The organism is Moraxella bovis (assembly GCF_025985205.1).
Classification (GTDB): Bacteria; Pseudomonadota; Gammaproteobacteria; order Pseudomonadales; family Moraxellaceae; genus Moraxella; species Moraxella bovis.
In genome coordinates this window covers 1,329,406-1,355,516 of record NZ_CP087840.1, presented here as the reverse complement: position 1 = coordinate 1,355,516, position 26,111 = coordinate 1,329,406, and the positions used below count along the sequence as shown (strand labels likewise).

Here is a 26,111-nt window from a genome sequence, read left to right as displayed (position 1 = left end):
TCCCAATCACAAACCATAAAGCAACGCCCACTCCACACACACCGCAAGCAGTCGTGCTGCGGTTTTTGCTCCACGGCTGTCAATGTCGTAAGTTGGGTTAAATTCGGCAAAATCCAGCACTTTGACTTTGCCTGTTTGAATGAGCTTTTCAAGCAAAAATTCCACCAAATCAAGCTCAATCCCCTTGGCATTTACCGCACTGACCGCAGGCATGACACCACTTGGCAGACAGTCCAGATCCACCGTAACATAAAGCACATCAACGCCCCGAGCAAAGCCATCAAGCCTTGCCCAAATCTCATCATAAGACAAGCGGTGGCAATCATCATCACCAACAACACCAACGCCCAAGGCACGGGCTTTGTCAAATAGACTTGCTGTGTTACCAAAACGGCTAATGCCTACACAAAAATAACAAAACTCATCACCCATCATATCAGCAATCTGCAAAAATGGCGTACCCGATGTGGCGTACTCGTCCGTTCGCAAATCAAAATGGGCATCAAAATTGATGATACCAATCTTGGGCAAATGCTCATTGCTTGCGTTTAGATGCTCATACAATCCCAAAAAACTGCCATAGGCAATCTCATGCCCACCGCCAAGCCCGACCGCTAGGGCGTTGTTTTGTAGGGCATGGGTGATGTGCGTGGCATAACTTCTTTGGGCGGATTCTAAACTACCCTTGACGATGATGTCATTGTCATGACACACCACATCGCCACAGTCGCCCACTAAGTCGGACAAAGTGGTATATTTGTCCTGCACGCCTGTTGTGATGGGCAATTTGGCAAAAAATTCTCTAATAATAGGCGGAGCGGACTTTGCCCCTACCCTACCCAAGTTTCGCCTTACCCCTTGATGGCAAGAAAAACCCACCAAGGCAATAGGCTGGCGGTCAAAGGCTTGTACGGCATTATGCCAATACACCGCTCTATCGCTCTCAAAAGAGTCGGTGCGTCCTGTATAATGGGCGGGGTCAAAGGGGATATAAGTGGCGTGAATGTCGGTCATGGTTTTTAGTTGGTTTAAAATGGATGGATAAAAATTAGGATATATCTAGCGAACTTGATATACTTGTTTAACTTCAAAATGCACCACCGTAGGGGCTAGCTCGGTACGCCCTGCCAGTCCCCAACTACAAAAGCATTTTTCAAAATGTAGATTGGTGCAAAATGAGGTTGATTTGCTATATTTACCACAGTAAGATTTGTAAGGCGTTCCTTCCACCTCTTGATGATATGTTGATGTTTATAGGACGTGCAGAATCCGCCCCTACACTGACACATCATTGAATTTGTGGTAATTTTAGAGTTCTAACAAAGATACATTTTAAAATTTGGACGTATAGGGTCAAACACACCCCAGCCATCACACATTGCTAAACCAATTTTGGCGTAGCTCGTCCCAGCCATCAAGCAACTCACCCGACAAGACAAGCCGTTTGGCGCTTTCAATATCAGGGGCAAAGTAGCGGTCTTTGTCATAATGAGCAATCTTGGCACGCACTTTGGCATGAACGTCCGTTAGCACCTTATCGCTCTTGTAGCCCAAATCTTCGCCATGAATGTCCACGCCTTGGGCAGCGACAAGCAGTTCAATACCCACCACGACAGCGGTGTTGTGTGCCATCTCAAACAATCTTCGCCCTGCATAGGTCGCCATTGAGACGTGGTCTTCTTGGTTGGCAGATGTTGGAATGCTGTCCACCGATGCAGGGTGCGCGTGCGATTTGTTTTCGCTAACCAAAGCGGCGGCGGTAACATGGGCAATCATAAAGCCAGAATTCACGCCTGCATTACGCACCAAAAACGCAGGCAGTCCTGACAAACTGCTGTCAATAAGTAGAGCAATACGGCGTTCACTCATTGAGCCAATCTCGCTGATGGCAAGTGCCAAGGTATCGGCGGCAAAGGCGACAGGCTCGGCATGAAAATTACCCCCCGAGATGGCAACAGGCTCATCATCGCCAAAGATAAGCGGATTATCAGTTACGGCATTGGCTTCTATGAGTAGCGTTTTGCCCGCTTGATTGATAAGATCAAGGCACGCCCCCATCACTTGGGGCTGACAGCGTAGGCAGTAGGGGTCTTGCACACGCAGCTCCGCCTCGCCACGGTTTTTACCCCTAAATCCGCTATGTTCAAGCAACGCCTTATAGGTCTTGCCAAGCTCAATCTGCCCATGATGTCCACGCACCTCATGAATGCGTGGGTCAAAGGGCGAATCATTGCCACGAGCCGCCTCCACCGACAACGCTCCTGTTACGGTCGCACTTGCCAAAAGGTCGCACGCCATAAAATAGCCACGAATGGCAAGGGCGGTGGACGTTTGGGTGCCGTTGATAAGTGCCAAACCCTCTTTGGCGGCAAGCGTGATGGGCGACAGTCCTGCCTTGGCAAGAGCGTCTTTGGCAGACATACGCTCGCCACGAACCAACACATCGCCCTCACCCAAAATCGCAAGTGTCATGTGCGACAACGGGGCAAGGTCGCCTGATGCTCCCACCGAGCCTTTGGCAGGAATGATGGGCGTGATGTCATGATTGATAAGATTGATAAGTGCATCCACCACTTCACGGCGAACACCTGACACCCCTTGCGATAGGCTGGATAATTTCATTGTGATGATCAAACGAACGACATTGGCAGGGAGCAAATCGCCTGTGCCAACCGAATGGCTTAAAATCAGATTTTTTTGTAAAAGTTCAAGCTCATCGTCGCTAATGCGTTCTTTGGCAAGCAAACCAAAGCCTGTGTTAATGCCGTACGCAGGCTTATCCCTTGCGATGATATCCTGCACCGCCTTGTGCGAGCGGTCAATCGCCTCATAGGCAGATGGGTCTAGCACCAAATTGACAGGTTCGTTATAAATTTGGCGTAATTGAGCAAAGGTTAATTTGCGTGGGGTTAGGGTTAGGATGGGTTTCATTTTTGGCAATCCTTCATGAGAATGTTTTAGAAAAAATTTGTATAGACAAATTTTGGGCTTAATTTAGCAAATTTTTGGGGGAAATTCAAGAAAATTTTTATAAAAAAATCCCAATCCTACCCCCATTTACAACCACCCCCAAAATCGTTACAATGGGTATCATTTGTTTTTAAGGACACCCCTATGCCACCCAAAGCCAAAACCCCCATTCTACGTCAAAGTGCCGAACAAAAATACGCTGACGAACTTGCCCGTTTAAAAGAAAATGACAAAGCCCCCAAACCAACAGGCTGGGAGCTGTCCGCCCACGCTGTCCGCAAATTCATCTTGGGCGACAAAGCCCTTGACATCAGCCAAAAATTCTATGGCGATGACGCCCTTGTGGACAGAAGTCTGGTTACCCTAATGGGCAAGCAAGGGCTAATGCTCGTTGGCGAACCAGGCACCGCCAAATCTATGCTTTCAGAGCTGTTTTCGGCAGGGATTAGTGGCAACTCCAACCACACCGTGCAAGGCAGTGCAGGCACGACCGAAGACCATATCAAATATGCATGGAACTACGCCCTACTGCTCGCACAAGGCCCGACCGAACAGGCACTCATCGCCTCGCCCATTTATCACGCAATGCAACACGGCAAAATCGCCCGTTTTGAAGAAATTACCCGTTGCCCTGCCGAAATTCAAGATGTGATGATTTCTTTATTATCCGAAAAGCGAATGATGATACCCGAAATGGGGCAAGATTATGCCCTAGAAGCCAAAGCAGGCTTTAATATTATTGCCACCGCCAATTTAAGAGACAAAGGCGTAAACGATATGTCGTCCGCCTTAAAAAGACGCTTTAATTTTGAAACGGTCAAAGCCATTAAAGATAAAAATTTTGAAATAGAACTTATCAATGTTCAATTAAAAAATGAATTAAAAGACTTATATAAAGAAGTCAAAATTCATCAAAGTGTCATTGATATTTTGGTAACGGTGTTTAATGAATTACGCACAGGACAAAGTCAAGACGGCAGTCATCTAAAAGTCCCCGATGCGGTAATGAGCAGTGCCGAAGCGGTCAATGTCGCCCACAATGCCTGTTTGCAAGCGATTTATTTGGACAATGGCGAATTAACCGCCCGTCATATTGGCGAACAAATCACAGGCGTGGTGTTTAAGGACAATAAAGACGATGCCAAAAAAATGAGCTATTATTTGGATACCGTGATTAAAGAACGGGGCAAAAAAGATAAAGACTGGCAAGCATTTTATCAAGGCAATAAAAATTTTGATTAAATACCATTTAATATAAAAACCCGTAGGGGCGAATTACAATTCGCCCTTTTACCATCAAACTTAAATACCGCCCATTATGAAAAATTATCCCCCACGCCTAAGCAATACTCTTAACTTACAACAACAATTAAACCAACACGGCATTTATTTTGCTCCCATTCGTCATCATAGCCCTGCGTGCAGTTTTGCCCTACTTGCTTATATTGAAAGTTTAAAGCCCACCCATATTTTGATTGAAGCCCCTTATACTTTTAATGGGTTAATTCCAGATTTATTATCAGCCGATACCAAGCCACCGATTGCCATTTTTAATCAAGCCACCCAAAAAAATAAAACAAAACCCCAAAAAAAAGAAACAACAGCAGAAGACGATGATAATATGACACAAGAACGCATTTATTCTGCCTTTTTTCCATTTTGTGAGTATTCGCCCGAATGGGTTGCCCTAAAAGAAAGCCAAAGAAAAAATATCCCTTGTGAATTTATTGATTTGGACTTTGCAAGCCAAAGTCAATTAGAAAATGAATTTATCAATGAACCACACGATACCGCCAATCAAGCCCCCAACCAAAAAAGCCTAATGCAAGAACGCTATTTGGTACACAGCACCTATATCAGCACCCTTGCCAAACGCCTGCATTTACGAGACCACGATGATTTGTGGGAGCATTTGTTTGAATTACAACCACCTGCCAAGTTAAATAACGCCACAGCGTTTTTTGATGATGTATTGGCGTGGTGTGCCTTAGCCCGTTTGGATTATGAAGAAGGAGTGTTATTAAAAGAAGGCTCATTGCACCGTGAATATTGTATGGTTCAAAAAATCACGCCTTTGATTGATAAAAATCACAAACTGTTAATTGTTACGGGCGGATTTCATAGCTTAGCTTTAATTGAAAACTTGCATAAGGTTATCAATCAAGAACCGATAAAACCTTATATCATAAAAAATACTTATGATGACAATGCGTGGCTTATTCGGTACAGTTTTGATAAATTAAATGCCTTAAATGGCTACGCATCGGGAATGCCGTCCCCTGCCTATTATGAATGGCGTTGGCAAACTTTATTAACCTTTAAAGAAACTTATCAAAAAAATAATCAAGACGACTTAGAATTTTTTAATCAAGAGTTTTATGCCTATGTTTTAACTTTATGTCATCAATTAAATGAAAAATCCGCCCTAGAAATAACGCCTTTTATCGCCCTAAAAATACCTTAGAAATTGCCACAGGTTTATCGGCACTTCGTGGACATTATACACCCAGTCGTTATGATTTAATAGACGGCATTACCACCGCTTTAACCAAAGGCGAATTGGATGACGGTCAGGCGTATTTATGGCAAGTGGTTTATGAGCATTTAAGTGGCAATAAATTAGGACAAGTCGCCAAAACTCAAAAAAGTCCCGCCTTAGTTGCCAACACTTATCAAAAGGCACAATATTTTCGCTTTAAATTAGATGATACTTTGCCAAAAACTCGCAAATTGGACACTTACAGAAAACCGTTGCACCGTCAAATTAGCCAATTTATGCACTTGCTTTATTTTTTGGAAGTGGGGTTTGGGCAATTTATGGCGGGGGCGGATTTTGTCAGTGGTACCAATTTGGATTTATTGTTCGAAGAATGGCGATATGCGTGGACACCAAGTGTAGAAGCCCGTTTGATTGAATTGTCTGAAACAGGCAATGATTTGGCGGTCATTGCCACCCAAAAACTCCTAAATGAAAAAGAGCAATTTTCAAAAACAGGCACGCCCTTATTGGCAAGCGATTGTGCCAAACTGTTTGCCAAAGCCTGTAAAATAGGTCTAAAATCACAAATGACGGCATTTAATCAAGAATTAAAAGCCTATTTGCACAGCGATTATAAATTAACTTCGCTGATTGATGCCACCGCCCAGCTTTTTTATTTGTGGCAAGGGCGAGCGTTAATAGACATAGACGGCGACTTATTAAAAGACAATATGATGATTGGCATTCGTCAAAGCATTTATTGTCTTAATACGCTTTATGACACCACACCAGAAAATACCGATGAACATTTGACCGCCTTAATTCGCTTAAATGAACTCATTAAAAACATTGCCATTTCTTTTAATTTGGGCGATGAGTTTTTAAACGCGTTTTATGATAATATTTCACACGATGAGCTGATTAAACTGGGGTTATATTCATTGGCAGGGGCATTGTATGCAATGGCTTATTTGGATAATAAAATTGGCAATGATGACTTACAAAATGCCATTATTACCGCTTTTGCCACAGGCACATTGCCGTCCGATTCAGTACTGTATTTGCAAGGCATTTTTAAAGTTGCTCCCGAATATTTTATTGGTTCGCCGATTGCCATTCACGCTTTGAATGAACTTATTAAACGCTGGGACGGTGAGTTATTTTTGAGTTTATTGCCCGATTTAAGATTTATATTTAGCACTTTAACGCCCCGCCAAAGCCAAGAAATTGCCAAACGCATTGCCCACTATACAGGGCTTAGTGATGACGATGAAGTGTTTTATACCGATTTGTCCATTAGCGAAAATGAAATGATGTATGGCGTGCAATTAAACGAAAAACTCATACAGTTATTAAACAATGATTGTTTGGGTCAATAAATTGGCTATATTTTTAATGGTGCATAATACACACCAATTATTAAAACCAAACCAATCAATTTTTATTTATTTTAGGAAAATTTAAAATGACCGACCAAAATAAAGATTTAGAAACCGCAAGACGCTGGCGATTGATTTTGGGGCGTTATGCCGATAAAGATCTGGATAATGCCACTTTGTCTGGCGATGAATTAAAATTGGAACGCTGTTTGGATTATTTGTATCAAAACGAATATAAAAAACGGGGCATTAAACAAAAAAATGGTGTTCGGGGCGGTGGCTTAGAAAGTTCGCAATTAACCGCAATTAACTGGTTAAATCAAAGTCGTAAATTATTTCCAAAATCCACTTTTGAAAGAATGCAACATCACGCCCTAGACCGTTATAAAATGACTGATATTTTAAAAAGTGCCGATAACATCAGAGCATTAGAACCCAATCCGCAAGCCGCCAAAGTCCTATTAACTTTGCGGGGCAATTTAAATAATGAAACCCGTGAAGCCATTAGAGAACTCATTAAAAAAGTGGTGGACGACATCATTCAAAAAATTCGCCCAAATTTTATCAATGCCTTATCGGGCAGAAAAAACCGTTTTGCCAATTCTGTCATCAAACAAGCCCAAAATTTTGATTGTAAAAAAAACCATTCGCCATAATCTTAAAAATTATCAACCCAATAGCGGACAGATGATTATAGAACGCCCATTTTTTAATAGCCGAGTACAAAAACATTTACAATGGGAGATTATTCTGTGTGTTGACCAAAGTGGTTCTATGTCCGATTCTATTATGTATGCGTCTGTTTGTGCCAGCATATTGGCAGGATTGCCCAGTTTAAATACGCATTTGGTGGTATTTGATACACAAGTAGTGGATTTGTCGCATATGGCAAATGACCCTGTGGAAGTACTATTAACCATTCAATTGGGTGGGGGAACTTTGATTGGGCAAGCCATTGATTATTGTGCCAAAAAAATTACCAATCCCAAAAGAAGTATTTTAATTTTGATTAGTGATTTTGAAGAAGGTGGTTCATTGTCCCATTTTTATAAAAGCGTCAGCCAATTAAATGAACAAGGCACAAAATTATTGGGGCTTGCGTCTTTGGACAGTAATGCTAATCCGTGTTATGACAGACAAATTGCAAATGAACTTGCCAATCGTGGAATGCACATTGGGGCAATAACCCCAGAGCATTTGGCGGATTGGCTGGCGGATATTATGAATTAAATTAAATTTGAATTATGGAAATAAACCAATGAGCATTTATTTAAATTACGATGACGATGCCTTAGCTACTTTTGCCAATATAGGCTTGGTTCGCCGTGCCAAAAAATCGCTTGATGAAGTTAAATTGATTGAAAACAGCAATGGCGATTTGATTTTTGAATTAGAAAGTTTTCATATTACTTTACCAAAAGACGGCATTGCGGGTGCCAAATGCACTTGCCCTGCCAATGAATGTTGCAAACATATTTTGGCAAGTGTGCTTTATTTAAAAGAAAATCATCAGACTTTATTTTCCAATAATGACAATCACCAAGCAAATAATCAAGACATTCAACAATCTGATGATACGGTTAATAATAACAACCAGCCTAGCATTATTGATGATTTATTAAACCAAGACCCAAAAGACTTACAAAAACAGCTTAAAAAATCTGACAGATTGCTTGCCTTTACCCATTATCAAGAGTTGATTGACAGTAATGAAGTCAGAATTGATGAAACGGACAATAAACTTAACTTTTATTTAAAAGATTTTGATAAAACCGTGTATTATTTTAAGGGTTTGTCCTTAAAAGGAATGTTATCAGAATTGCCTGATAAACAAAAATCCGCCATTCATTTGGCATTAATTGCTTATGTCTTTTATCAACATAATAAAGATTGGCAATGGACGGACGAAGTAGCCGTATTTGTCAGCGAACAAAATTGTTTAAGCGATGATGAATTGGTTTTTATTGATGAATCACAATCGTTGTGCGTGAATTTTTTAAAGCAAGGTTTATCACACCTTGCCAAAGAGTCGGTATTGTCTTTGCGTTTATTAAGCCTACAAGCCCGTACTTATCAAATGCCCAATTTGGCACAGCATATTCGTAGAATTTATGGCGCAATGACCGCTTTATTAAATGAAGACATTCATAGTAAAGAAGAAAATATTTTTAATGAGTTAGCGTTTTTATACCATTATTTGCAAAGTTTTATAAATGCTCATCATTCCCAAAATGGCGAACAATTAGAAAAACTGCGGGGTAAAGTTATCAATACGGGCGATGACATTATTATCAAAAAACTTATTCCCTTAGGGGCAGAATGGTGGGAAACAAGTACAGGGGCAAAGGGCATTAGTTTTTGTTTTTATAATGGTGATGACAAAGCCTTGATAAGCGTAACCAATGGGCGCGCCAATAGTCTTGACAGCACTTTTCATAAACAGTCCGCTTATCAAATGGGGGTATTTGGGGCAAGCGTGGATTATTTAAAAACGCACGCTATTGCCTTAACCAAAGGCAAATTAAAAAACAATGGCACACTTTCTCCCAGCGAATTAAGCCGTTATCAAGAATTGTTTGAATTAAAAACTTTAAATGCCGACACCTTTAAACAAGAAGTAACTGGCATTGACGATTGGCAAACATTAACTACGTTAATTTCCCCCACTTCACGGCTGTTTTTAACTTATCCCAATTATGTGTTATTATACCCAGCCAACATTCATTTGCCCGACCTTGATGAAATCAACCAACAATTTTTAGTTCGGCTTGATGATAATAATGACACAGGGCTTTTATTATCGCTAAAAGCATCCGCTGTTAACGAATCAAAATTAAAAAGTTTGGAGTATTTATTAAAACATCAAAACATTTTTGGCATTTTAGCCAAAGTAATTGTGAATGGTGATTGTATTTATTTTTCCCCGTGTTCTTTATTGTTGGAGCGACAAGCCAAAACACCTTATGTAGAAATTTTTAATTTGGATTATGATGATATTTATTACTATTATCGCAAAAAAGAATTGTCGGTATTTGTTTCGGAATTAGCAGGGCGAATTGCCAAACTTTTGGAACAAAAAAGAACGGCTAAAATCACCCAAAAACCCAAAGACACCATAGAATTGTTAATCGCTCGGACGCTGTCCATTTTGGCGTTTTATGCCAATACGGGCAGAGCCTTAGAAACAGAAGACCAACAAGAATTATTAAGTCTTGCTGGTGGTTTTTTAAATATTGGTTTGGCATTGGTGTGCGATGCCATTAAAACACTTTGCCAATCGCCGTCTGATAAAGATGCGTTATTAAAATTGCGTTATGTCTTGGATTTGGCACAAAGTTGTCGGTTAAAATTGCCGTTGGTATAAAATACATCAAAATTTTATTGATTGGTTTTTTATAAAAAAATCAATTAAAGTTTAATCAAAAACCCATTGTAAAATACCAAAATTTTTTATATGATATTCCAAGATTTATTGCACAATACGCTTAACTTTTTTAAAAGGAAATTGAATATGAGCACTTTAAAATCCCATTTGCCAGAAACTTGGCGAGATGCTACTTTTGAACTTTTGACCCAATACGCCACACCCTTACGCCATATGGACGAAAGTTATGTACAAAGCGTGCTAACTTATATCATCACAGGCGATAATCCTGAAATTGTGGCGACTTTGCACGCTCGCAATGACAATAAGGGCATTGAATTAACGGGCAATATGGGCGATTATCGCTGGGGTAGCTCAGATTGGGGCTTATCCAAAGAAGTCAAAAAAGACAAAAACCGTTGTGTTACCGCTCGGGGCAACCTTTATAATCATTTGTTTGAGCGACTAACGCCTGAGCAGATTGTCCGCTACGCCAAAACAATGGTCGCCATTACCTGCGAAAAGAACAACCCCCAATTTCACGACCCCGTGCCTGTTTGGTTTGCTTATTTGTTGTCGGACGCATTTAGACGAGTGAACAATCCTAATGAAATAGCGGTCAAAAAATCGTGGTCGCTTGCCAATTTGCTGACCTTATTGCAAAGCGAAGATGCGGACGAAAGCACAGGCATTCAGCAAATTTTGGGGGCGTTTTTTGAACGCAAAAATGATTCCAGTTGGTATGATGATGGAATGCTCCACATCTGTGAATTGCCTGATTTTAAAGACTTTTTGGCAACGCACCAAGCCCTTGCTTGCGACTTTTTACGCACGCTGTCAGCACGGGGACAAGTGGTGTTTTTGAATTATCTTAAAAAGCAGGATTTAAGCCACGCCGACAACGCCGTCTTTGTCTCGCCTGCCTTTACCGCCCTTGTGGTCGCCCTTGCCCTAAGCGACAAAAAGACGGTGCGAGAGCTTGCCACACCGCTACTTGGGGGGCTTGGCAATGAGCAAACCGTCAGCCATTTGAGCGAATTTTTATCAAACGGCACCAGCAAAGAACGCACCAACGCCTGTGATTATTTGGCACGGCTTGGCGAAACTGCCCGCCCGATTTTGCAAAATGCCCTTGCCCAAGAAAAATTAAAATCGGTACAAACCGCCATTACCAACGCCCTAGCCCGTCTTGATACCGCAGAGCAAGCAGGCGATACAGACATTGAGTTGCCCCCTATGGCAATGCCCGAAATCCAAACACTCTCCGACAGCATTCACAAGATTCTAAGCGAAAACTTTGATTTGGTTTACGAGCGTTATCAAAAAGATGCCGAAGAAGAGCAAGCCTGCAACGAAGCCCATAAAGGCGACAAAAATTATTATAAATCCACTTGGCGACAACACGGTTTTAAAAGTTTTGCCAAAATAAATAAAGAATCATTTATTAAAGATGCTTGCGATGCCCTAAAAGGCAATGGCAAAAACTCGCAATTTAATCGGGATTATTTAAAAGAAGTGGTTAATTTTAATAAAACCATTAGCAATTTGCCCGAATTTGGTTTGTACCACGCCCTATTATTAGACACACACCCCAGTCATCATTGGGTAAATTGGGACGATGTCTTTAATTTTTGTAAGCCCGAACATTGGCAAGATTTGGAATTACGCCAATTTGTTTATTATTTGGAGCAAGTGGGATTTGGTAGCGAAAAAGCCAATCGTTTAATTGCCGAGAATTATTTGGAAGACCGTTGGAGCATTTTGTCTGATTTTATTATGGACGATGATAAGATTTATCCATTTTTTGTGGAAAATCCTGAATTTTTGGAAGAAGCGTTTGGTTTATTGCCCAATAAATCAGACAATCGTTATTATGGCTTTACTGCCGAAAATGCGATTAATATTTTGGGCAAATTCCCTACTTTGCCAAAAATCTTTATTGCCCCTTTGCTGGAATTGGCACTTGGCAATCAAAAAACCTTACGCTTTCAAGCCCAAGAACTTTTGGCACGCCTGCCCAATGTGCACGAGCGAGCCATTGAAGCTTTGGCAGACGGCAAACAAGAGATTCGTATCACCGCAATCAAATGGCTTGCCCGTTTGAACGAAAAATCCGCCATTAAACCTTTGTATGATTTACTTAAAAAAGAGAAAAAAGAAGTCGTCATTGCCGAGATTTTGACCGCTTTGGAGAGTTTGGGCGAAGACATCAGCCCCTACCTTGACCCCAAAGCCTTGTTAAAAGATGCCCAAAAAGGCTTAAAAGGCAAGATTTCTAGCACACTTGCGTGGTTTGATTTTGACGGCTTGCCTGCCGTGTCGTGGCAAAATGGCAAGGCGGTGGACAAGGACATCGTCAAATGGTGGGTGGTTTTGGCAGAAAAAACCAAAGACCCCCGCCCCAATGCCTTGTTTGTGCGGTATTTGGAATTGCTTGATGAAAAAAGCCAAAAGGCGTTGTCCTTACATTTACTCCAAGCCTTTATTGCCGAGGACACAAGACACCCAAGCCTAGACGAAGCCAGCAAAATTGCCGAACGAGACGCACAGGGGCGATTAGACGATTATCAATATTGGTACAAACAAAGTCCAGAATGGCACCCAGAATATGCCAACATTACTTTGGAACAGGTGAAAGCGGAAATTATCCGTGAGCATATGTCCATTTATTTGGGCAGTGCGATTAAATCCAAAGGCTTGCTGGCATTGGCAACCAAAACACAAGGAGCGGTGGCGGTCAAGATTTTGCAAGACTTTATGAAAAATCACTACAACCGCCGAAGCCAAGTGGAAGCGATGTTAATGAGCTTTGCAACCAGCGATGACCCGCTGATTATTCAATTATTGCTTGGCATTTCAAGACGCTACAAAATGCAGACCATTCAAGAGCTTGCCAAATCGCTCGTTGGCGAGATTGCCGAACGCAACGGCTGGACGGCGGACGAGCTGGCTGACCGCACCATTCCGACTGCTGGCTTTGACGATGACGGGATTTTACGCATTGAGTATGGCAGTCGCCATTTGACCGCCTACATTGACGACAAAGACAAATTTGTCCTAAAAAATGAATACGGCAAAGTCATCAAATCCTTGCCAACGGCTCGGGCGGACGATGATAAGACGCTGATTAAGGACGCCAAAGCCCTATTTAGCAACGCCAAAAAAGAATACAAACAAGTCCTAGACTTACAAACCGCTCGCCTGTACGAAGCGATGTGTGCCGAGCGGTCGTGGGCAAGTTCTGATTGGCAAGAGTATCTGTACAAGCACCCACTAATGAAACGGCTGGTGGCTCGCCTTGTGTGGCTAGAACTGGACGGGACAGGAGCGGTGGTACAGGCGTTTCGCCCTGCCGATGACGGTTCGTTATTAAACCTCGATGACGATGAAATCACGCTTGGGGCGGGCAGTCGCATTAAGGTGGCTCACCGTGTCCTTTTGGACGATGAGACGGCAGAAGACTGGGTGGGGCATTTTAAGGATTATAAGGTAGAATTTTTGTTCAACCAAATGATCAACGCCCTACCCGACTTGACCGCCACGCCTGCCTACCCCGAGCAAGCCAGCGATGAAACCACGATTAACGCCTTTAAGGGCTATCTGACCGACACTTATAGCTTGCGGGGCATTGTTACCAAAATGGGCTATGTACGGGCAAGCATTGAAGACGGTGGGTCGTTTGACAGTTATTATAAGCCTTTTGACAGTTTGGGCGTGTCGGCGGTGATTGGGTTTAGTGGTAGCTACGTGCCAGAAGAGAACCTGCCTGCGGTGGTTTATGGCTTGTCCTTTGAAGACAAAACCGTGCGGTCGTGGAGCAAGCCTAATAAGCCGATTGCCGAGATTCCACCTGTGTTGCTTGCGGAGTGTTTTGCCGATTATCAGGCGTTGGCAGAAAAGACACAGGGCTTTGATAAGGAATGGGAAAAGAAAACGCCTTGGTAAGGTAGGAAAAATCAGACTGCGAGCGTGCGGTCTGATTTTTTTGGTTGTTTTGTGGCACCAAAACCAAAATTAAACCAACCAACCCATACTTATCGCCAAATACCCAAACCAAATTGCCAAAACAATGGACAATGCCACACGTATAAACCAAATCAGCACCATTTTGCCCACGCTTAATGGGATTTTGGTGGCAAGCACGCACGGAATCATCGCCGAGAAGAAAACAATGCCTGAGACTGACACCACCGCTGTCACATAACGGGTTAATAAATCGGCTTTGGCGAGCAATAAAGCAGGCAAGAACATCTCGGCAAGTCCTGATGACAAACCTTTGGCAACCGTCATTGGCTCAGACAGTCCGCCAATTAAGGCAAATGGGTACAACACAACACCTAAAACATCAAAAACAGGTGTGTGTTTTTCTAATAACAGCCCAATCAAACCAATGGCAATGATAGACGGCACAATCGCACTTGCCATATTAACGCCATCTATAAAATTATCCCACAACAGTTTGTATAAAGGCGGGGCATTTTTGGCGGTGTTAATGCCTGTATTTATAGCGACTTTTATTATGGGTGCATTTAGTTTATCATTATCAGGAATTGTTTTTTCATCACTAAATCGGCTAATGGGCGGAATGCGTGCCGTGATTGCCGTTACCAAAAATGTGATAAAAAGACACGACCAAAAATAAAAACCCCAAAACAGCATTAACTCCAATGTCTTGGCAATAATGACCATAAAGGCGGTAGAAACGGTAGAAAAGCCCGTGGCAATGATGACTGCTTCTTTGGCGGAATATGCCCCTTGCTGATACACCCTATCGGTAATCAAAAGCCCAACCGAATAACTCCCTACAAAAGATGCTACCGCATCAATGGCGGATTTGCCAGAAGTTTTAAAGAGTGGTTTCATCACAGGTTGCATTAACACGCCCACCGCTTCTAATAACCCAAAGCCCAATAAAAACGCCAGCATCACCGCCCCAATCGGCACAATCATTCCCACAGGTAGGGCAAGTTTTTCAAACAAAAAAGGGAGCATATCTTTTTGCATTAAAAAATCGGGAGCGGTTTTAGTAATAAATAATATAGACAAAATAAGCCCTAATATTTTCAAAATCGTTAAAATCCTATTGGTTAAATTGGCATTAAACGATTTATTAATAAAAGGCTTGGCCACGCCATAAATCATCAGTGCAAATAATAATACAATAGCCAAACCCTTTTGTTCTCGCACCAAATAACTTGCCATATGGTCAAAGGTAATGGTACTTATTCCTGCTATGTCTATCGGCACAAAAAACAAAAAGATACCAAGCAAACTAAATCCAATTAACTTGATAAGTGCCAGCGTATTTGATTGATTTTTCATACATTGTCCTTAATACTTAACATTCAATTTTAAAAACAAAATAAGTCATCAGCAAATGCCAATGACTTATTTTTAATTTTAATTGGGGCGTGTTGAAGTTTTATATTTGCAATTAAAAATGAGAAAAATCGCAGTATTTTCAAGGAAAAAGCTACAGGCAATATAATAATATTGGCAAGGCTTTTGACGCAGAAAATCAAGATTTAGCCATTTTTAATGCAAAAATATCGCTAAATTATTTCCAATTTGTAAATAATATTATAAAGGTTCAGCACGCCCCAGCATTAAAACTTATTTTATCATCGGCAAATTCAACCCAAATTCCTTAGCGGTTTTAATCGCCAGCTCATAACCTGCGTCTGCGTGTCGCATTACGCCACTTCCGCAGTCATTAACAAGCACATTAGCTAGGCGTTTGGCGGCTTCATCGGTGCCGTCCGCCACAATCACCATTCCAGAGTGCTGACTATAACCCATTCCCACGCCACCGCCGTGATGAAGCGATACCCAAGTTGCCCCGCCTGCGACATTAAGCATACCGTTTAGGAGTGCCCAGTCGGATACTGCGTCCGTGCCGTCTTTCATGGACTCGGTTTCACGGTTGGGGCTGGCAACAGAGCCTGTGTCTAAGTGGTCTCGTCCGATGACGATGGGGGCTTTTAGCTTACCACTTTTGACCATTTCGTTAAACGCCAAGCCCGCCAAATGTCTCTCGCCCAAGCCAAGCCAACAAATGCGTGCAGGCAAGCCTTGAAAATGAATGCGTTCTTGTGCCATATCTAGCCAGTTATGGACGTGCTTGTTGTCGGGGAATAATTCTTTAATTTTAGCGTCTGTTTTTTTGATGTCTTCTGAGTCGCCCGACAACGCCACCCAACGAAAAGGTCCTTTGCCTTGACAAAACAGTGGACGAATGTAAGCAGGGACAAAGCCTGGGAAATCAAAGGCGTTTTTGACCCCTTCATCATAGGCGACTTGGCGAATATTGTTGCCATAGTCAGTCGCAGGAATGCCCATTGCCACAAAGTCTAGGATTGCTTGCACGTGGACGGCACAAGATTTGGCGGCGGCGGATTTTAGTTCATTGTAGCGACTTGGGTCGTTTTGGGCGGATTTCCACTCATCGACCGTCCAGCCCATTGGCAAATAGCCGTTGATAAGGTCGTGGGCGGAAGTTTGGTCGGTTACTAGGTCGGGTTTGATTTCCCCATTTTTGGCTCGTTTGACCATTTCGGGCAAAATCTCAGCTGCGTTGCCAAGCAGGGCAATGGACACCGCTTCGCCTTTGCTTGTGTGTTCTTTAATCAGTTCATAAGCGTGGTCTAGGTCTTTTGCTTGCTTATCCACATAGCCTGTCCGCAGACGAAAATCAATACTAGACTGCTGACATTCAATGTTAAGGCTTACCGCCCCTGCAAAAGTCGCCGCCAAAGGCTGAGCCCCGCCCATTCCGCCAAGCCCTGCGGTCAAAATCCAACGCCCCTTCCAGTTGTCGGTAGATTTGTCCGTGCCGTTGCCATAGTGCTGAGCCCCTGCTTCAGCAAAGGTCTCATAAGTGCCTTGTACAATGCCCTGCGTGCCAATATAAATCCAGCTCCCTGCAGTCATTTGCCCATACATAAACAAATCTTTTTTGTCAAGCTCGTTAAAATGCTCCCAAGTTGCCCATTTTGGCACAAGGTTGGAGTTGGCAATCAAAACTCTTGGGGCGTTTTCGTGGGTATTAAACACGCCCACAGGCTTGCCTGACTGGATTAAAAGCGTTTGGTTGGTTTCAAGGGTTTTAAGGCTTTCTAGAATCTGGTCATAGCATTCCCAGTTTCTCGCCGCCCGTCCAATACCACCATACACCACAAGGCTTTGCGGATTTTCCGCCACATCGGGGTGTAGATTGTTTTGAATCATACGATACGGGGCTTCAGTCAGCCAGCTTTTGCAGGTCAAGGTTGTGCCTGTCGGAGCAAGGATTGTACGGGTTGGGTCGGTGCGAGTTGCCATAATGCGTTCCTTTTTAGCTGTGAATGATGGGGGAATTTGTATATACAAATTTTATGATAATTTAGCAAAAATTTTGGGGGAATGCAAGGGGTTTTTGAGTATTTTTACCAAAAATCATTATCTTTAATTTTGGCTTAAAATACGCTATACTATTGGTTTTTAGCCAAGACCATGCCAAAAACACCCGCCTACCAACGCATAAAATCCGCCATCTTAGCCAAAATCCACGCAGGACAATGGGCAGTCGGCTCTGCCATTCCCACCGAGATGGCATTGTCTCGTGAATTTGGCGTGGCTCGCATGACCGTCAATCGTGCCCTAAAAGAGCTGACCGATGAGCAGGTGCTAGAACGCCGTCAAGGCTCGGGGACGTTTGTCGCCCAGCAACAATTCAACCAAACCTTTATCACCGTTCGCAACATCGCCCACGACATAGAAAGCACAGGCAAACGCTATCACGCCAAAGTCGTAAGCCAGCTTGCCTTGCCTCATAGTGACTTACCGCCATCAGCTCGGGCGGTATTTCATGACACTCAGCGTCTGTACAAAGTGGAGATTGTGCATTTTGGCAATGATAAGCCTTTGCAATTTGAACGGCGTTTTGTGGATTTGGCGATTATTCCCGCCTTTGAATATCAAGATTTTAATAAAATCAACACAAGCGACTACCTTATCAGTCAAGCACCGCTTGTGCGTGGACACTATTTTATTGAAGCCAAACCTTGTCCGCCCGATGTGGCGACTTTTTTGGACTGTCAGCCAAACTCGCCTGCCCTGCGTTTGTCTCGCTACACATATTCAGGCAATAAGGTTGTTACCTTTGTGCAGATGTGGCACGATGGGGCGACTTTTCGTTTTGATGGGGAATTGGGCTAAGGCTGGGTTTGTCATAGATTTGTCGTATGGTGTGATACATGCTTTTTAAAAATAAGTTTTATAGACAAAACCCCAATCTAAGGCTAAATTGGGGTTTTTGATGGCTTAAAATTTTTAAAAATAGTTATAAATCCAAAGCTATTTTAAACCGCTTTTAAGCCATTAACTTCGCTCAGTAGCACCGACAGTTCCGCCAGTCCCACTTTGTCTGACAAGCCATCTATCTGCTCTAAGAGTACCGCCAGTCGCTCACGGTGCTTATCCTGCCATGCTGACAGACCACCCACCGCCAACACATCGGTGATGAGTGCCATGAGCGTGCGGTTAAACTCACCAGTGAGTGCATAAGACGCTTTTCTATCCCAGTAACTCTCGGCAGGCAACTCCGCCACCGCTGATGTTAGCTTATCCATGTGTAGCTGTGAGAACACGCCAAAATACGCTTGTGCCACATCGGTCACTGCCACGCCTTTTTGGTCGGCAAGTGCCACGACATCTAGGGCATGCACATAGATGGGCAAGCGGGCAAAGGCACGGGCATCATCATCGCTAAGTCCTTGGGCGGTCAAATCAGCGACATCTTTGGCGATATATGCTCCAAAATGCTCATCAATGACATCATAAGAGAACAAGTCCGCGACCAAGTTTTTAAAGGTCAGTGCCGTCTGTGCCACACTCTCGCCTGTCAGCTGACGGTTTAGGAACCATGTCATGCCTTGTTTTAGCACATCTTGGATGGTAAGTTCAAGCTCGATTTGGGTGTTGCCAGCGACGACATTGTCAAGGCTTGACAGTCTGTCCCACATCGCTTGTACATCAAAGACATCACGCACGATGGCATAGCTTCGGGTGATATCCGCGACGCTGTGACCTGTCTCATCACTCATGACGAACACATTTTCTATACCCAAGCGGTTCACCAGTCCATTAGTCAGATAAGTGCAGATAATCTCACGGTGCAGGCGATGGCGGGTCATCTCATCAAAGAACTGCTCGCCCAACGTATCTGGGAAGTACTTTTTAAGCTCATGCAAGAAGTAGGCATCTTCGGTCAGACCACTGCCAAGCAGTTCATCATACACCCACATTTTGCCATAAGACAACAGTACCGCCAGCTCAGGGTTGGTCAGCCCACGTCCATCTTTTGCCTTGCGTTTGGTTAGGGTGTCATCGCTTGGCAGGTATTCGATGGCACAGTCAAGGCGACCTGCCTTTTCCAAGAAATTCATAAAACGAATATGCTCGCCTGCACGCTCATATGCTTGATAAGCGGACAGCTCAATGGTCTGTGGCTGTAGGTAGTTTTGGCGTAGTACCAAATTTGCCACCGTATCGGTCATGCTCGCCAGTAAGTCATTACGCTGTTTGATGGCCATATCCCCACGCTCAGTAACTGAGCCTAATAGGATTTTGATGTTGACTTCATGGTCTGAGCAGTTCACACCGCCTGAATTGTCAATGGCATCGGTGTAGATACGTCCGCCATGTAGGGCATACTCAATACGTCCACGTTGAGTACAGCCTAGGTTACCACCCTCGCCCACAACTTTAGCACGCACTTCATGTCCGTCCACACGAATGGCATCGTTGGCACGGTCGCCCACATCGCTGTGGTCTTCGTCAGATGACTTGATGTAAGTGCCGATACCGCCATTCCAAATCAAGTCCACAGGGGCTTTTAGAAATTTGTTTAGTAGCTCATTGGGTGTAAGGCTGTCCTCAGCGATGTCAAAACACTCTTTCATCTGTGGGCTGATGGCGATGGCTTTGTCGGTGCGATTAAATACCCCACCGCCTTCGCTGATAAGCTCTGTCTTATAATCCGTCCATGCCGAACGTGGTAAATTAAACAGACGCTCACGCTCTGCAAAGCTTGCCTTGGCATCAGGATTTGGGTCAATAAAGATGTGCAAGTGGTTAAAGGCTGCCACAAGGCGGATATTTTTGGACAGTAGCATACCATTACCAAACACATCTCCGCTCATATCGCCAATGCCTACCACGGTGAATTCATCATGGGCTTGAATGTCTTTGCCCATCAAGCGAAAATGGCGTTTGACGCTCTCCCACGCCCCACGAGCGGTAATGCCCATGCCTTTGTGGTCGTAGCCTGCCGAGCCACCCGAGGCAAAGGCATCTTGTAGCCAAAAGTTGTATTCGGCAGACAAAGCGTTGGCGATGTCTGAGAAAGTCGCTGTGCCTTTATCGGCTGCCACCACCAAATAGGGGTCGTCCTCATCATGGCGGACAGTGTTGGCAGGCGAGACAACATTGCCATCAACCAAATTATCTGTCAAGTCCAATAAACCACGGATGTAGGTCTGATAGCACGCCACGCCTTCGGCTTGCCACATCTCACGGCTTGCCTGCTTGGATTTGTCTTTGCAGACAAAACCGCCTTTTGACCCCACAGGCACGATGACTGAGTTTTTGACCATTTGGGCTTTGACAAGTCCCAACACTTCGGTGCGGTAGTCTTCCATGCGGTCAGACCATCTAAGCCCGCCACGAGCCACCTTACCACCACGCAAATGCACCCCTTCAACCCTTGGCGAGTACACATAAATCTCAAACATGAGCTTGGGCTTTGGCAAATTGGGAATATCACTTGCTTTAAATTTAAAAGACAAGCGGTCTTTTCTTGCTCCATCTTTGTCCACTTGATAAAAATTGGTGCGGAGCATGGCGTTTAACAAATCCAAGAACCAACGCACAATGCGGTCTTCATCAAGACTGGTTACCAAGCTAAGCTCACTGTCAATCTGTACCAAAATCGGGGCGGTGTCCGTCTGCTCAGTGGGCGACATCTTGGCATGGAACAGCTTGACAAGCAAACTGGCAATGGCAGGATTGCCAACTAGCGTGCTGTGAATGTACTCAGTCGAAAATGGGGCTCGGGCTTGGACGATATAGCGAGACAAAGCACGCAATACCACCACATCATAGGTGTCAATGTCCGTGGTCAAAATCAGCTGATTTAGGCGGTCGGACTCAACACGCCCTTGCCAAATCTCATCTAAGGCATGCTCCACCTGCATTTTGACTGCGGTCAAATCCACCGTCAATCCTGCTTTTAAGGTGAGTTTATACTCTTGTAACCACAAATCATCGCTGACATCAGGGGTGTCTTGCCCACCAAAGTCATAAGTGGACGCTGAGATGACCGCCACCCCAAAATGCTCCAATATCGGCAAGACGTGCGACAACGTCAAAATCTCGCCCCTGCCGTAGAGTTTTAGGGTTAGGCTGTCCGCACGCTCGCCTGCCGACTGATACAAATGCCAAATCTTAGGTTTATCATCATCAAGTGACAGCAGTTTGGTGGTATCTGCCACCGCCGTATGCACATCAAACCGCTCACGATACGTCAAAGGAATGCTCGTCCCCAATGTCGCCAGTATCTCTCTGGCACGGCTCTCGCCTGTCTGGGCGGTTAGGGCTTTGGCGTACTCATCCGTCCAGTCGTGCATGAGTGCCGACAGTTCACGCTCCAACTTGACTAGGTCATAATCCTTGACTTTGCCTGTCTCGGTGCGTACATGGATATGCACACGGGCGTGATGAAGTTCGTTAAATTCGGTCGTAAAGCTCGATGACACACCGCCAAAGGCTTGGGTTAGGATGTCTTGGATTTTTTGACGTAAGCCACTGTTAAATTTAGACAATGGCACATAGACCAGACACGATACAAATCTTTGATAATGGTCGGTACGCACGAGCAGGCGTAGGCGGTTTTTGTCCTGTAAGCTGGCAATGCTCGCCACCATCGGATAGAGCTCATCGGTACTGGCTTGGAATAGGTCATCACGGGGCAAGGTATTGACGATGTGGGTAAGTTTAAGATAAGCATGGCTGTTTTTGGGCAGGCGTGACATGGCAAGGATTTTACCCGCTTTTTCGTTAAGTAGCGGAATGTTTGCCACGCTGGTCTGATACGCCCGTGATGTCAAAAGTCCAACAAAACGATATTCGCCAATCAGCTCGCCTTGGTCGTTGTATTTTTGAATGCCCAAAAAGTCCAGATAAGCAGGGCGATGGATGGGCGATAGACGTGCCGACTTAGACAGCAGTAATACACGTGGCTCGGCTATCAGGCGTTTTAGGTGCGTGGGCAGACCGTGAAAGCTCTTGGACAACTCATCGGTCTCTTTGCCTTGTAGCACGCCCAGTCCGCTACCACCCACCGAGTACAGCTCAGGCACACCATGGTCATTTTCAAAACGGTATTCACGATACCCCATAAAGATAAAGTTATCACGCCCCACCCATTCCAAAAAGCCCGTCACCGCTTCTTTGGTATAATGCTCTGTGGGAATGGGTAGGCTTTTTAGCTCTTCTTTAATCTTATCTAGCTTATCTGCCATCGCCCCAAAGTCGCCAACGATGACATCAATGGCGTGGATTTTCTTTAATAACATCTCTTTGATGTCCGCCAGCTTATCCTCGCTTTGGCGGTCAATCTCAATATGCACCAACGCAAAACAGCTGTCCGCCCGACCACTACTCTCATCAACCGCTTGAATGTCGCTGATGTGTCCGTCCGTGCGTTCTACCTCGATGATGTTATTATAAATGCGATGAACGCCAATGCCCCGACGCTCCAAGCTCATGAGTAGTGTGTCGGTCAAAAAGGGGCGGTCAATGGCGACCAAAGCAATGATGGTACGCTCACTGTTAAACAGGTGCGACTCACCCAAAGGGTTGATGACGCTGATGTTGGGGCTTTTGCTGTTATGCGTTTTTAGTAAGCTAAAATGGTGTAATGCCATGCCCGACAACATCTCATCGGAGAATCTGTCTGCTATCTCTATGGGCAAGTGCTGATAATAGATGGGGATAAACTTCGCCAATATCTCTTGATGGTTGGCATGGTTGTCATGATGATGGCTTGTGGCGTGACGGGCGATGTTGCTGACACGTTTTGGGCTGATGGTTAGATGGTTGCTTGTCATGTTTTTTCCTGTTGGTTTTTAACCGCAAATGTTTAAAATAAACGTGTATAAACTAAACCAAAGCTGACAAAATAGCAAATGGAAAATCTTTGTATTATTATTAGTTTTTATGATAAATATAAAATTTTTTAGATATATTTCTGATAAGTGTTTTGGCATTGGATTTAAAATGTACTGACATCTGTCTTTATAATTTATATCGGCATTGTTAAACTAAAATACATAATTCAAAGTTCCATTCCACTTAGCAAACAGTAAGTTCAAAGTGTTTTCTATCATTTTCTCGGATTTAGAATAACATTTTGATTTTCTTCTAAATCTTGCTGTGAAATGCCTAATGGGACTATTATAGCCCTCTATGGTAAAAGTTTGAGCTTTGCTTGTCATATGTTTTGATTTTGGAATGACTTCAAGGTAAGATTTCCAGTAGTCACTACAAAACAGTTGAATGTTATGGATGTTCAATTGATTGTAAAGCTGTTTAAAGGTGTTGGTGTCTCGTCTGCCACAAACAAAACCTAAGATTTGTTTTGTTGTTCTGTCAATGGCAAGCGGGGTCCAGCAAGCGTTTTTTATGCTTGGTGTAGCTATGAATCTCATCAAGCTCAACGATATCTATCGCTTGATTGCTATCTTGTTTGATTTGATGTTGTTCGCCAAGTTTTTTAACCCATTGATAGACTGTGCCATAACTAATACCTAATATGCGACCAATTGAACGAAAGCCCAAACCTTCTAGATACATATTGATTGCCATTTGCTTGGTTGCTTCGCTTTTATGATGCGTTGGTTTATGTACTGAAAAGTAATGATTGCAACCTTTGCACTTATAGCGTTGTCTGCCATTGTTAAAACCTGCTTTGACAAAGTGTTTGTGCTTACATTTAGGACAACTATCAAATGTTTCGTTCATTGGTTTTTACTCTATGGTAAAGTATTGAGTTATTTTAACTTATGTATTTGTTTTTGACAATACCTTTATATCTTGCAGTGAAAATAAAAGGGCGGATAAATCCGCCCTTTATAAACCCTTAAACCATCACACTCGGGTCAAACGCTCGCACAGGCTCTTGTCTTAGCACATTGGGGTCGGCTTTGTAGTAACCTGCCGTTGATTTTGGCAATCTTTGCCCACGCATGACATCGGCGATTTTTTCCGCCATCATAATAGTAGTGGCATTTAGGTTGCCTGTGATGATAAGGGGCATGATAGAAGCATCAACCACACGCAAACCCTCTAAGCCATGCACACGCCCTTGTCCGTCCACAACTGCCATATCGTCTATACCCATCTTACAGCTACAAGACGGATGATAAGCGGTCTCGGCATGATTACGCACAAATTCATCAAGCTCGGCATCGGTCTGGGCGTTACGGCTTGGGCTAATCTCACGCCCACGGTAGGCATCTAAAGCAGGTTGGTGCATAATCTCACGCGTGATACGAATGCCATCTCTAAACTCCTGCCAGTCTTGCTCGTGCGACATATAATTAAACAAGATGCTGGGGTGGTCGTGTGGATTTAGCGATTTTAGACGGATACGCCCACGAGACGGCGAACGCATGGAGCCAACGTGTGCTTGAAAACCATGCTCTTCTACGGCATTTGAGCCGTTGTAATTAATGGCAACTGGCAAAAAGTGATACTGGATATTTGGCCATTCAAATTCAGGACGGGTACGGATAAAGCCCCCTGCCTCAAACTGATTGCTTGCCCCAATGCCCGTTCCCAAAAACAGCCACTCGGCCCCAATGGCGGGTTGGTTATACCATTTTAGGGCAGGATACAGCGATACAGGTTTTTTGCATTCGTATTGTAGATACATCTCCAAATGGTCTTGTAAATTCTCGCCCACCCCTGGTAGGTCATGCACGACAGGGATTTTAAATTCATCAAGCAAATTTTTTGCCCCAACGCCCGAACGCTGTAAAATCTGTGGAGATGCAATCGCCCCTGCCGAAAGTATCACTTCTCGCTTGGCGTGGACGGTTGTGGGATTTGTGTCATTGCCTTGTAGATACTGTACGCCAATGGCACGCTTACCTGAAAATAGGATTTTGTCGGTTACGGCATGGGTTTTTATGGTAAGATTGGGGCGTGATTTTGCCATGTCTAGATAGCCCCGAGCCGTGCTAGAACGGCGTCCTTTTGGTGTAACCGTTCTGTCCATAGGTCCAAAACCTTCTTGCTGATAGCCGTTCAAATCATCGGTGCGTGGATAGCCTGCTTGCACGCCTGCTTCTACCATGGCATTAAACAGCACGCTACTACCAATTACCGTGCCACGCTGTGAAGTTGTTACGCTCACAGGACCTGTGCCACCGTGATAGTCGTTTTCGCCCACATCACGGGTCTCGCTCTTTTTATAATAGGGCAAACAGTCGGCATAGCTCCAATCTTCTAGCCCGTCCATTTTTGCCCAATTGTCCAAATCCATGGCATTACCACGAATATAGCACATACCATTGATGAGCGATGAACCGCCAAGCCCCTTACCACGTCCGCACTCCATACGGCGGTTATTCATATAAGGCTCAGGGTCGGTCAGATACGCCCAGTTGTAACGTTTGCCTTGCAAGGGGTATGCCAGTGCTGCAGGCATTTGCGTGCGAAAATCCAAGCGATAATCAGGACCACCTGCTTCCAAAAGTAGCACGCTCACATCGCTGTCTTCTGTCAGACGTGTGGCAAGCACATTACCTGCCGAACCTGCTCCGATGATGACATAGTCATATTCTGTCATAAGTTTTCCTTAATAAGTTAATAAGTT

Annotated in this window: 13 protein-coding genes and 1 pseudogene; 7 read left to right on the top strand and 7 right to left on the bottom strand. The window is 44.0% G+C overall.

The window, feature by feature from the left end:
• Positions 1–6: 6 nt before the first annotated feature.
• Complete coding sequence (gene hutG / locus LP107_RS06585; protein ID WP_112742288.1) at positions 7–1,014, bottom strand: formimidoylglutamase; 1,008 nt, start codon at positions 1,012–1,014, stop codon at positions 7–9.
• A gap of 357 nt (positions 1,015–1,371) precedes the next feature.
• Positions 1,372–2,931 carry a histidine ammonia-lyase gene (hutH, locus tag LP107_RS06580; protein ID WP_078274876.1) on the bottom strand — a complete coding sequence of 520 codons (1,560 nt, stop codon included), beginning with the start codon at positions 2,929–2,931 and terminating at the stop codon, positions 1,372–1,374.
• Between the two features lie 183 nt (positions 2,932–3,114).
• On the opposite strand from hutH, the gene LP107_RS06575 reads away from it, so the two are divergent.
• From LP107_RS06575 to LP107_RS06550, 6 genes and pseudogenes are all read left to right on the top strand, one after another.
• Positions 3,115–4,212 carry an ATP-binding protein gene (locus tag LP107_RS06575; protein WP_078274877.1) on the top strand — a complete coding sequence of 366 codons (1,098 nt, stop codon included), beginning with the start codon at positions 3,115–3,117 and terminating at the stop codon, positions 4,210–4,212.
• Between the two features lie 76 nt (positions 4,213–4,288).
• Positions 4,289–5,434 carry a DUF5682 family protein gene (locus LP107_RS06570; protein ID WP_112742289.1) on the top strand — a complete coding sequence of 382 codons (1,146 nt, stop codon included), beginning with the start codon at positions 4,289–4,291 and terminating at the stop codon, positions 5,432–5,434.
• A complete protein-coding gene (locus LP107_RS06565) occupies positions 5,389–6,828 on the top strand; it encodes a DUF5682 family protein (protein WP_338044535.1) in 1,440 nt (479 codons plus the stop codon). Before LP107_RS06570 ends, LP107_RS06565 begins: the two co-directional genes overlap by 46 nt.
• Positions 6,829–6,914: 86 nt before the next feature.
• Positions 6,915–8,058: pseudogene (locus tag LP107_RS06560) on the top strand (VWA domain-containing protein).
• Positions 8,059–8,086: 28 nt separating this feature from the next.
• Positions 8,087–10,192 carry an SWIM zinc finger family protein gene (locus tag LP107_RS06555; protein ID WP_078274880.1) on the top strand — a complete coding sequence of 702 codons (2,106 nt, stop codon included), beginning with the start codon at positions 8,087–8,089 and terminating at the stop codon, positions 10,190–10,192.
• Between the two features lie 147 nt (positions 10,193–10,339).
• Positions 10,340–14,137, top strand: a complete 3,798-nt coding sequence (locus LP107_RS06550) for a DUF4132 domain-containing protein (RefSeq protein WP_264675860.1) — start codon at positions 10,340–10,342, stop codon at positions 14,135–14,137.
• A 69-nt stretch (positions 14,138–14,206) separates the two neighbouring features.
• On the opposite strand, the gene LP107_RS06545 is transcribed toward LP107_RS06550, so the two are convergent.
• Positions 14,207–15,514 (bottom strand): YjiH family protein, encoded by a 1,308-nt coding sequence (locus LP107_RS06545; RefSeq protein WP_078274883.1) that lies wholly within the window; start codon positions 15,512–15,514, stop codon positions 14,207–14,209.
• A gap of 291 nt (positions 15,515–15,805) precedes the next feature.
• Entirely contained in the window at positions 15,806–17,512 is a 1,707-nt protein-coding gene (gene hutU / locus LP107_RS06540; protein WP_112742293.1) for a urocanate hydratase, read from the bottom strand.
• 171 nt (positions 17,513–17,683) lie between these two features.
• Here hutU and LP107_RS06535 point away from each other — a divergent pair, with 171 nt between their 5' ends.
• Entirely contained in the window at positions 17,684–18,388 is a 705-nt protein-coding gene (locus tag LP107_RS06535; protein ID WP_112742294.1) for a GntR family transcriptional regulator, read from the top strand.
• 143 nt (positions 18,389–18,531) lie between these two features.
• Here LP107_RS06535 and LP107_RS06530 read toward each other — a convergent pair whose 3' ends face one another.
• The 3 genes from LP107_RS06530 to betA all read right to left on the bottom strand — a co-directional run bounded on the left by LP107_RS06530 (position 18,532) and on the right by betA (position 26,084).
• A complete protein-coding gene (locus LP107_RS06530) occupies positions 18,532–23,340 on the bottom strand; it encodes an NAD-glutamate dehydrogenase (protein ID WP_112742295.1) in 4,809 nt (1,602 codons plus the stop codon).
• A gap of 213 nt (positions 23,341–23,553) precedes the next feature.
• A protein-coding gene (locus LP107_RS06525) for an IS1 family transposase (RefSeq protein WP_228157684.1) occupies positions 23,554–24,253 on the bottom strand; the annotation gives its coding sequence in 2 pieces (ribosomal slippage) (positions 23,554–23,908 and positions 23,907–24,253; 702 coding nt in all).
• Between the two features lie 118 nt (positions 24,254–24,371).
• On the bottom strand, positions 24,372–26,084 hold the full coding sequence (betA, locus tag LP107_RS06520; RefSeq protein WP_112742296.1) for a choline dehydrogenase: 1,713 nt from the start codon (positions 26,082–26,084) through the stop codon (positions 24,372–24,374).
• Positions 26,085–26,111 lie beyond the last annotated feature (27 nt).

What these genes read in the sequence shown, in the direction of transcription:
- hutG (WP_112742288.1), bottom strand. Translation starts at nt 1,014, where the DNA reads ATGACCGACATTCACGCCACTTATATCCCCTTTGACCCCGCCCATTAT.
- hutH (WP_078274876.1), bottom strand. Translation starts at nt 2,931, where the DNA reads ATGAAACCCATCCTAACCCTAACCCCACGCAAATTAACCTTTGCTCAA.
- LP107_RS06575 (WP_078274877.1), top strand. Translation starts at nt 3,115, where the DNA reads ATGCCACCCAAAGCCAAAACCCCCATTCTACGTCAAAGTGCCGAACAA.
- LP107_RS06570 (WP_112742289.1), top strand. Translation starts at nt 4,289, where the DNA reads ATGAAAAATTATCCCCCACGCCTAAGCAATACTCTTAACTTACAACAA.
- LP107_RS06555 (WP_078274880.1), top strand. Translation starts at nt 8,087, where the DNA reads ATGAGCATTTATTTAAATTACGATGACGATGCCTTAGCTACTTTTGCC.
- LP107_RS06550 (WP_264675860.1), top strand. Translation starts at nt 10,340, where the DNA reads ATGAGCACTTTAAAATCCCATTTGCCAGAAACTTGGCGAGATGCTACT.
- LP107_RS06545 (WP_078274883.1), bottom strand. Translation starts at nt 15,514, where the DNA reads ATGAAAAATCAATCAAATACGCTGGCACTTATCAAGTTAATTGGATTT.
- hutU (WP_112742293.1), bottom strand. Translation starts at nt 17,512, where the DNA reads ATGGCAACTCGCACCGACCCAACCCGTACAATCCTTGCTCCGACAGGC.
- LP107_RS06535 (WP_112742294.1), top strand. Translation starts at nt 17,684, where the DNA reads ATGCCAAAAACACCCGCCTACCAACGCATAAAATCCGCCATCTTAGCC.
- LP107_RS06530 (WP_112742295.1), bottom strand. Translation starts at nt 23,340, where the DNA reads ATGACAAGCAACCATCTAACCATCAGCCCAAAACGTGTCAGCAACATC.
- betA (WP_112742296.1), bottom strand. Translation starts at nt 26,084, where the DNA reads ATGACAGAATATGACTATGTCATCATCGGAGCAGGTTCGGCAGGTAAT.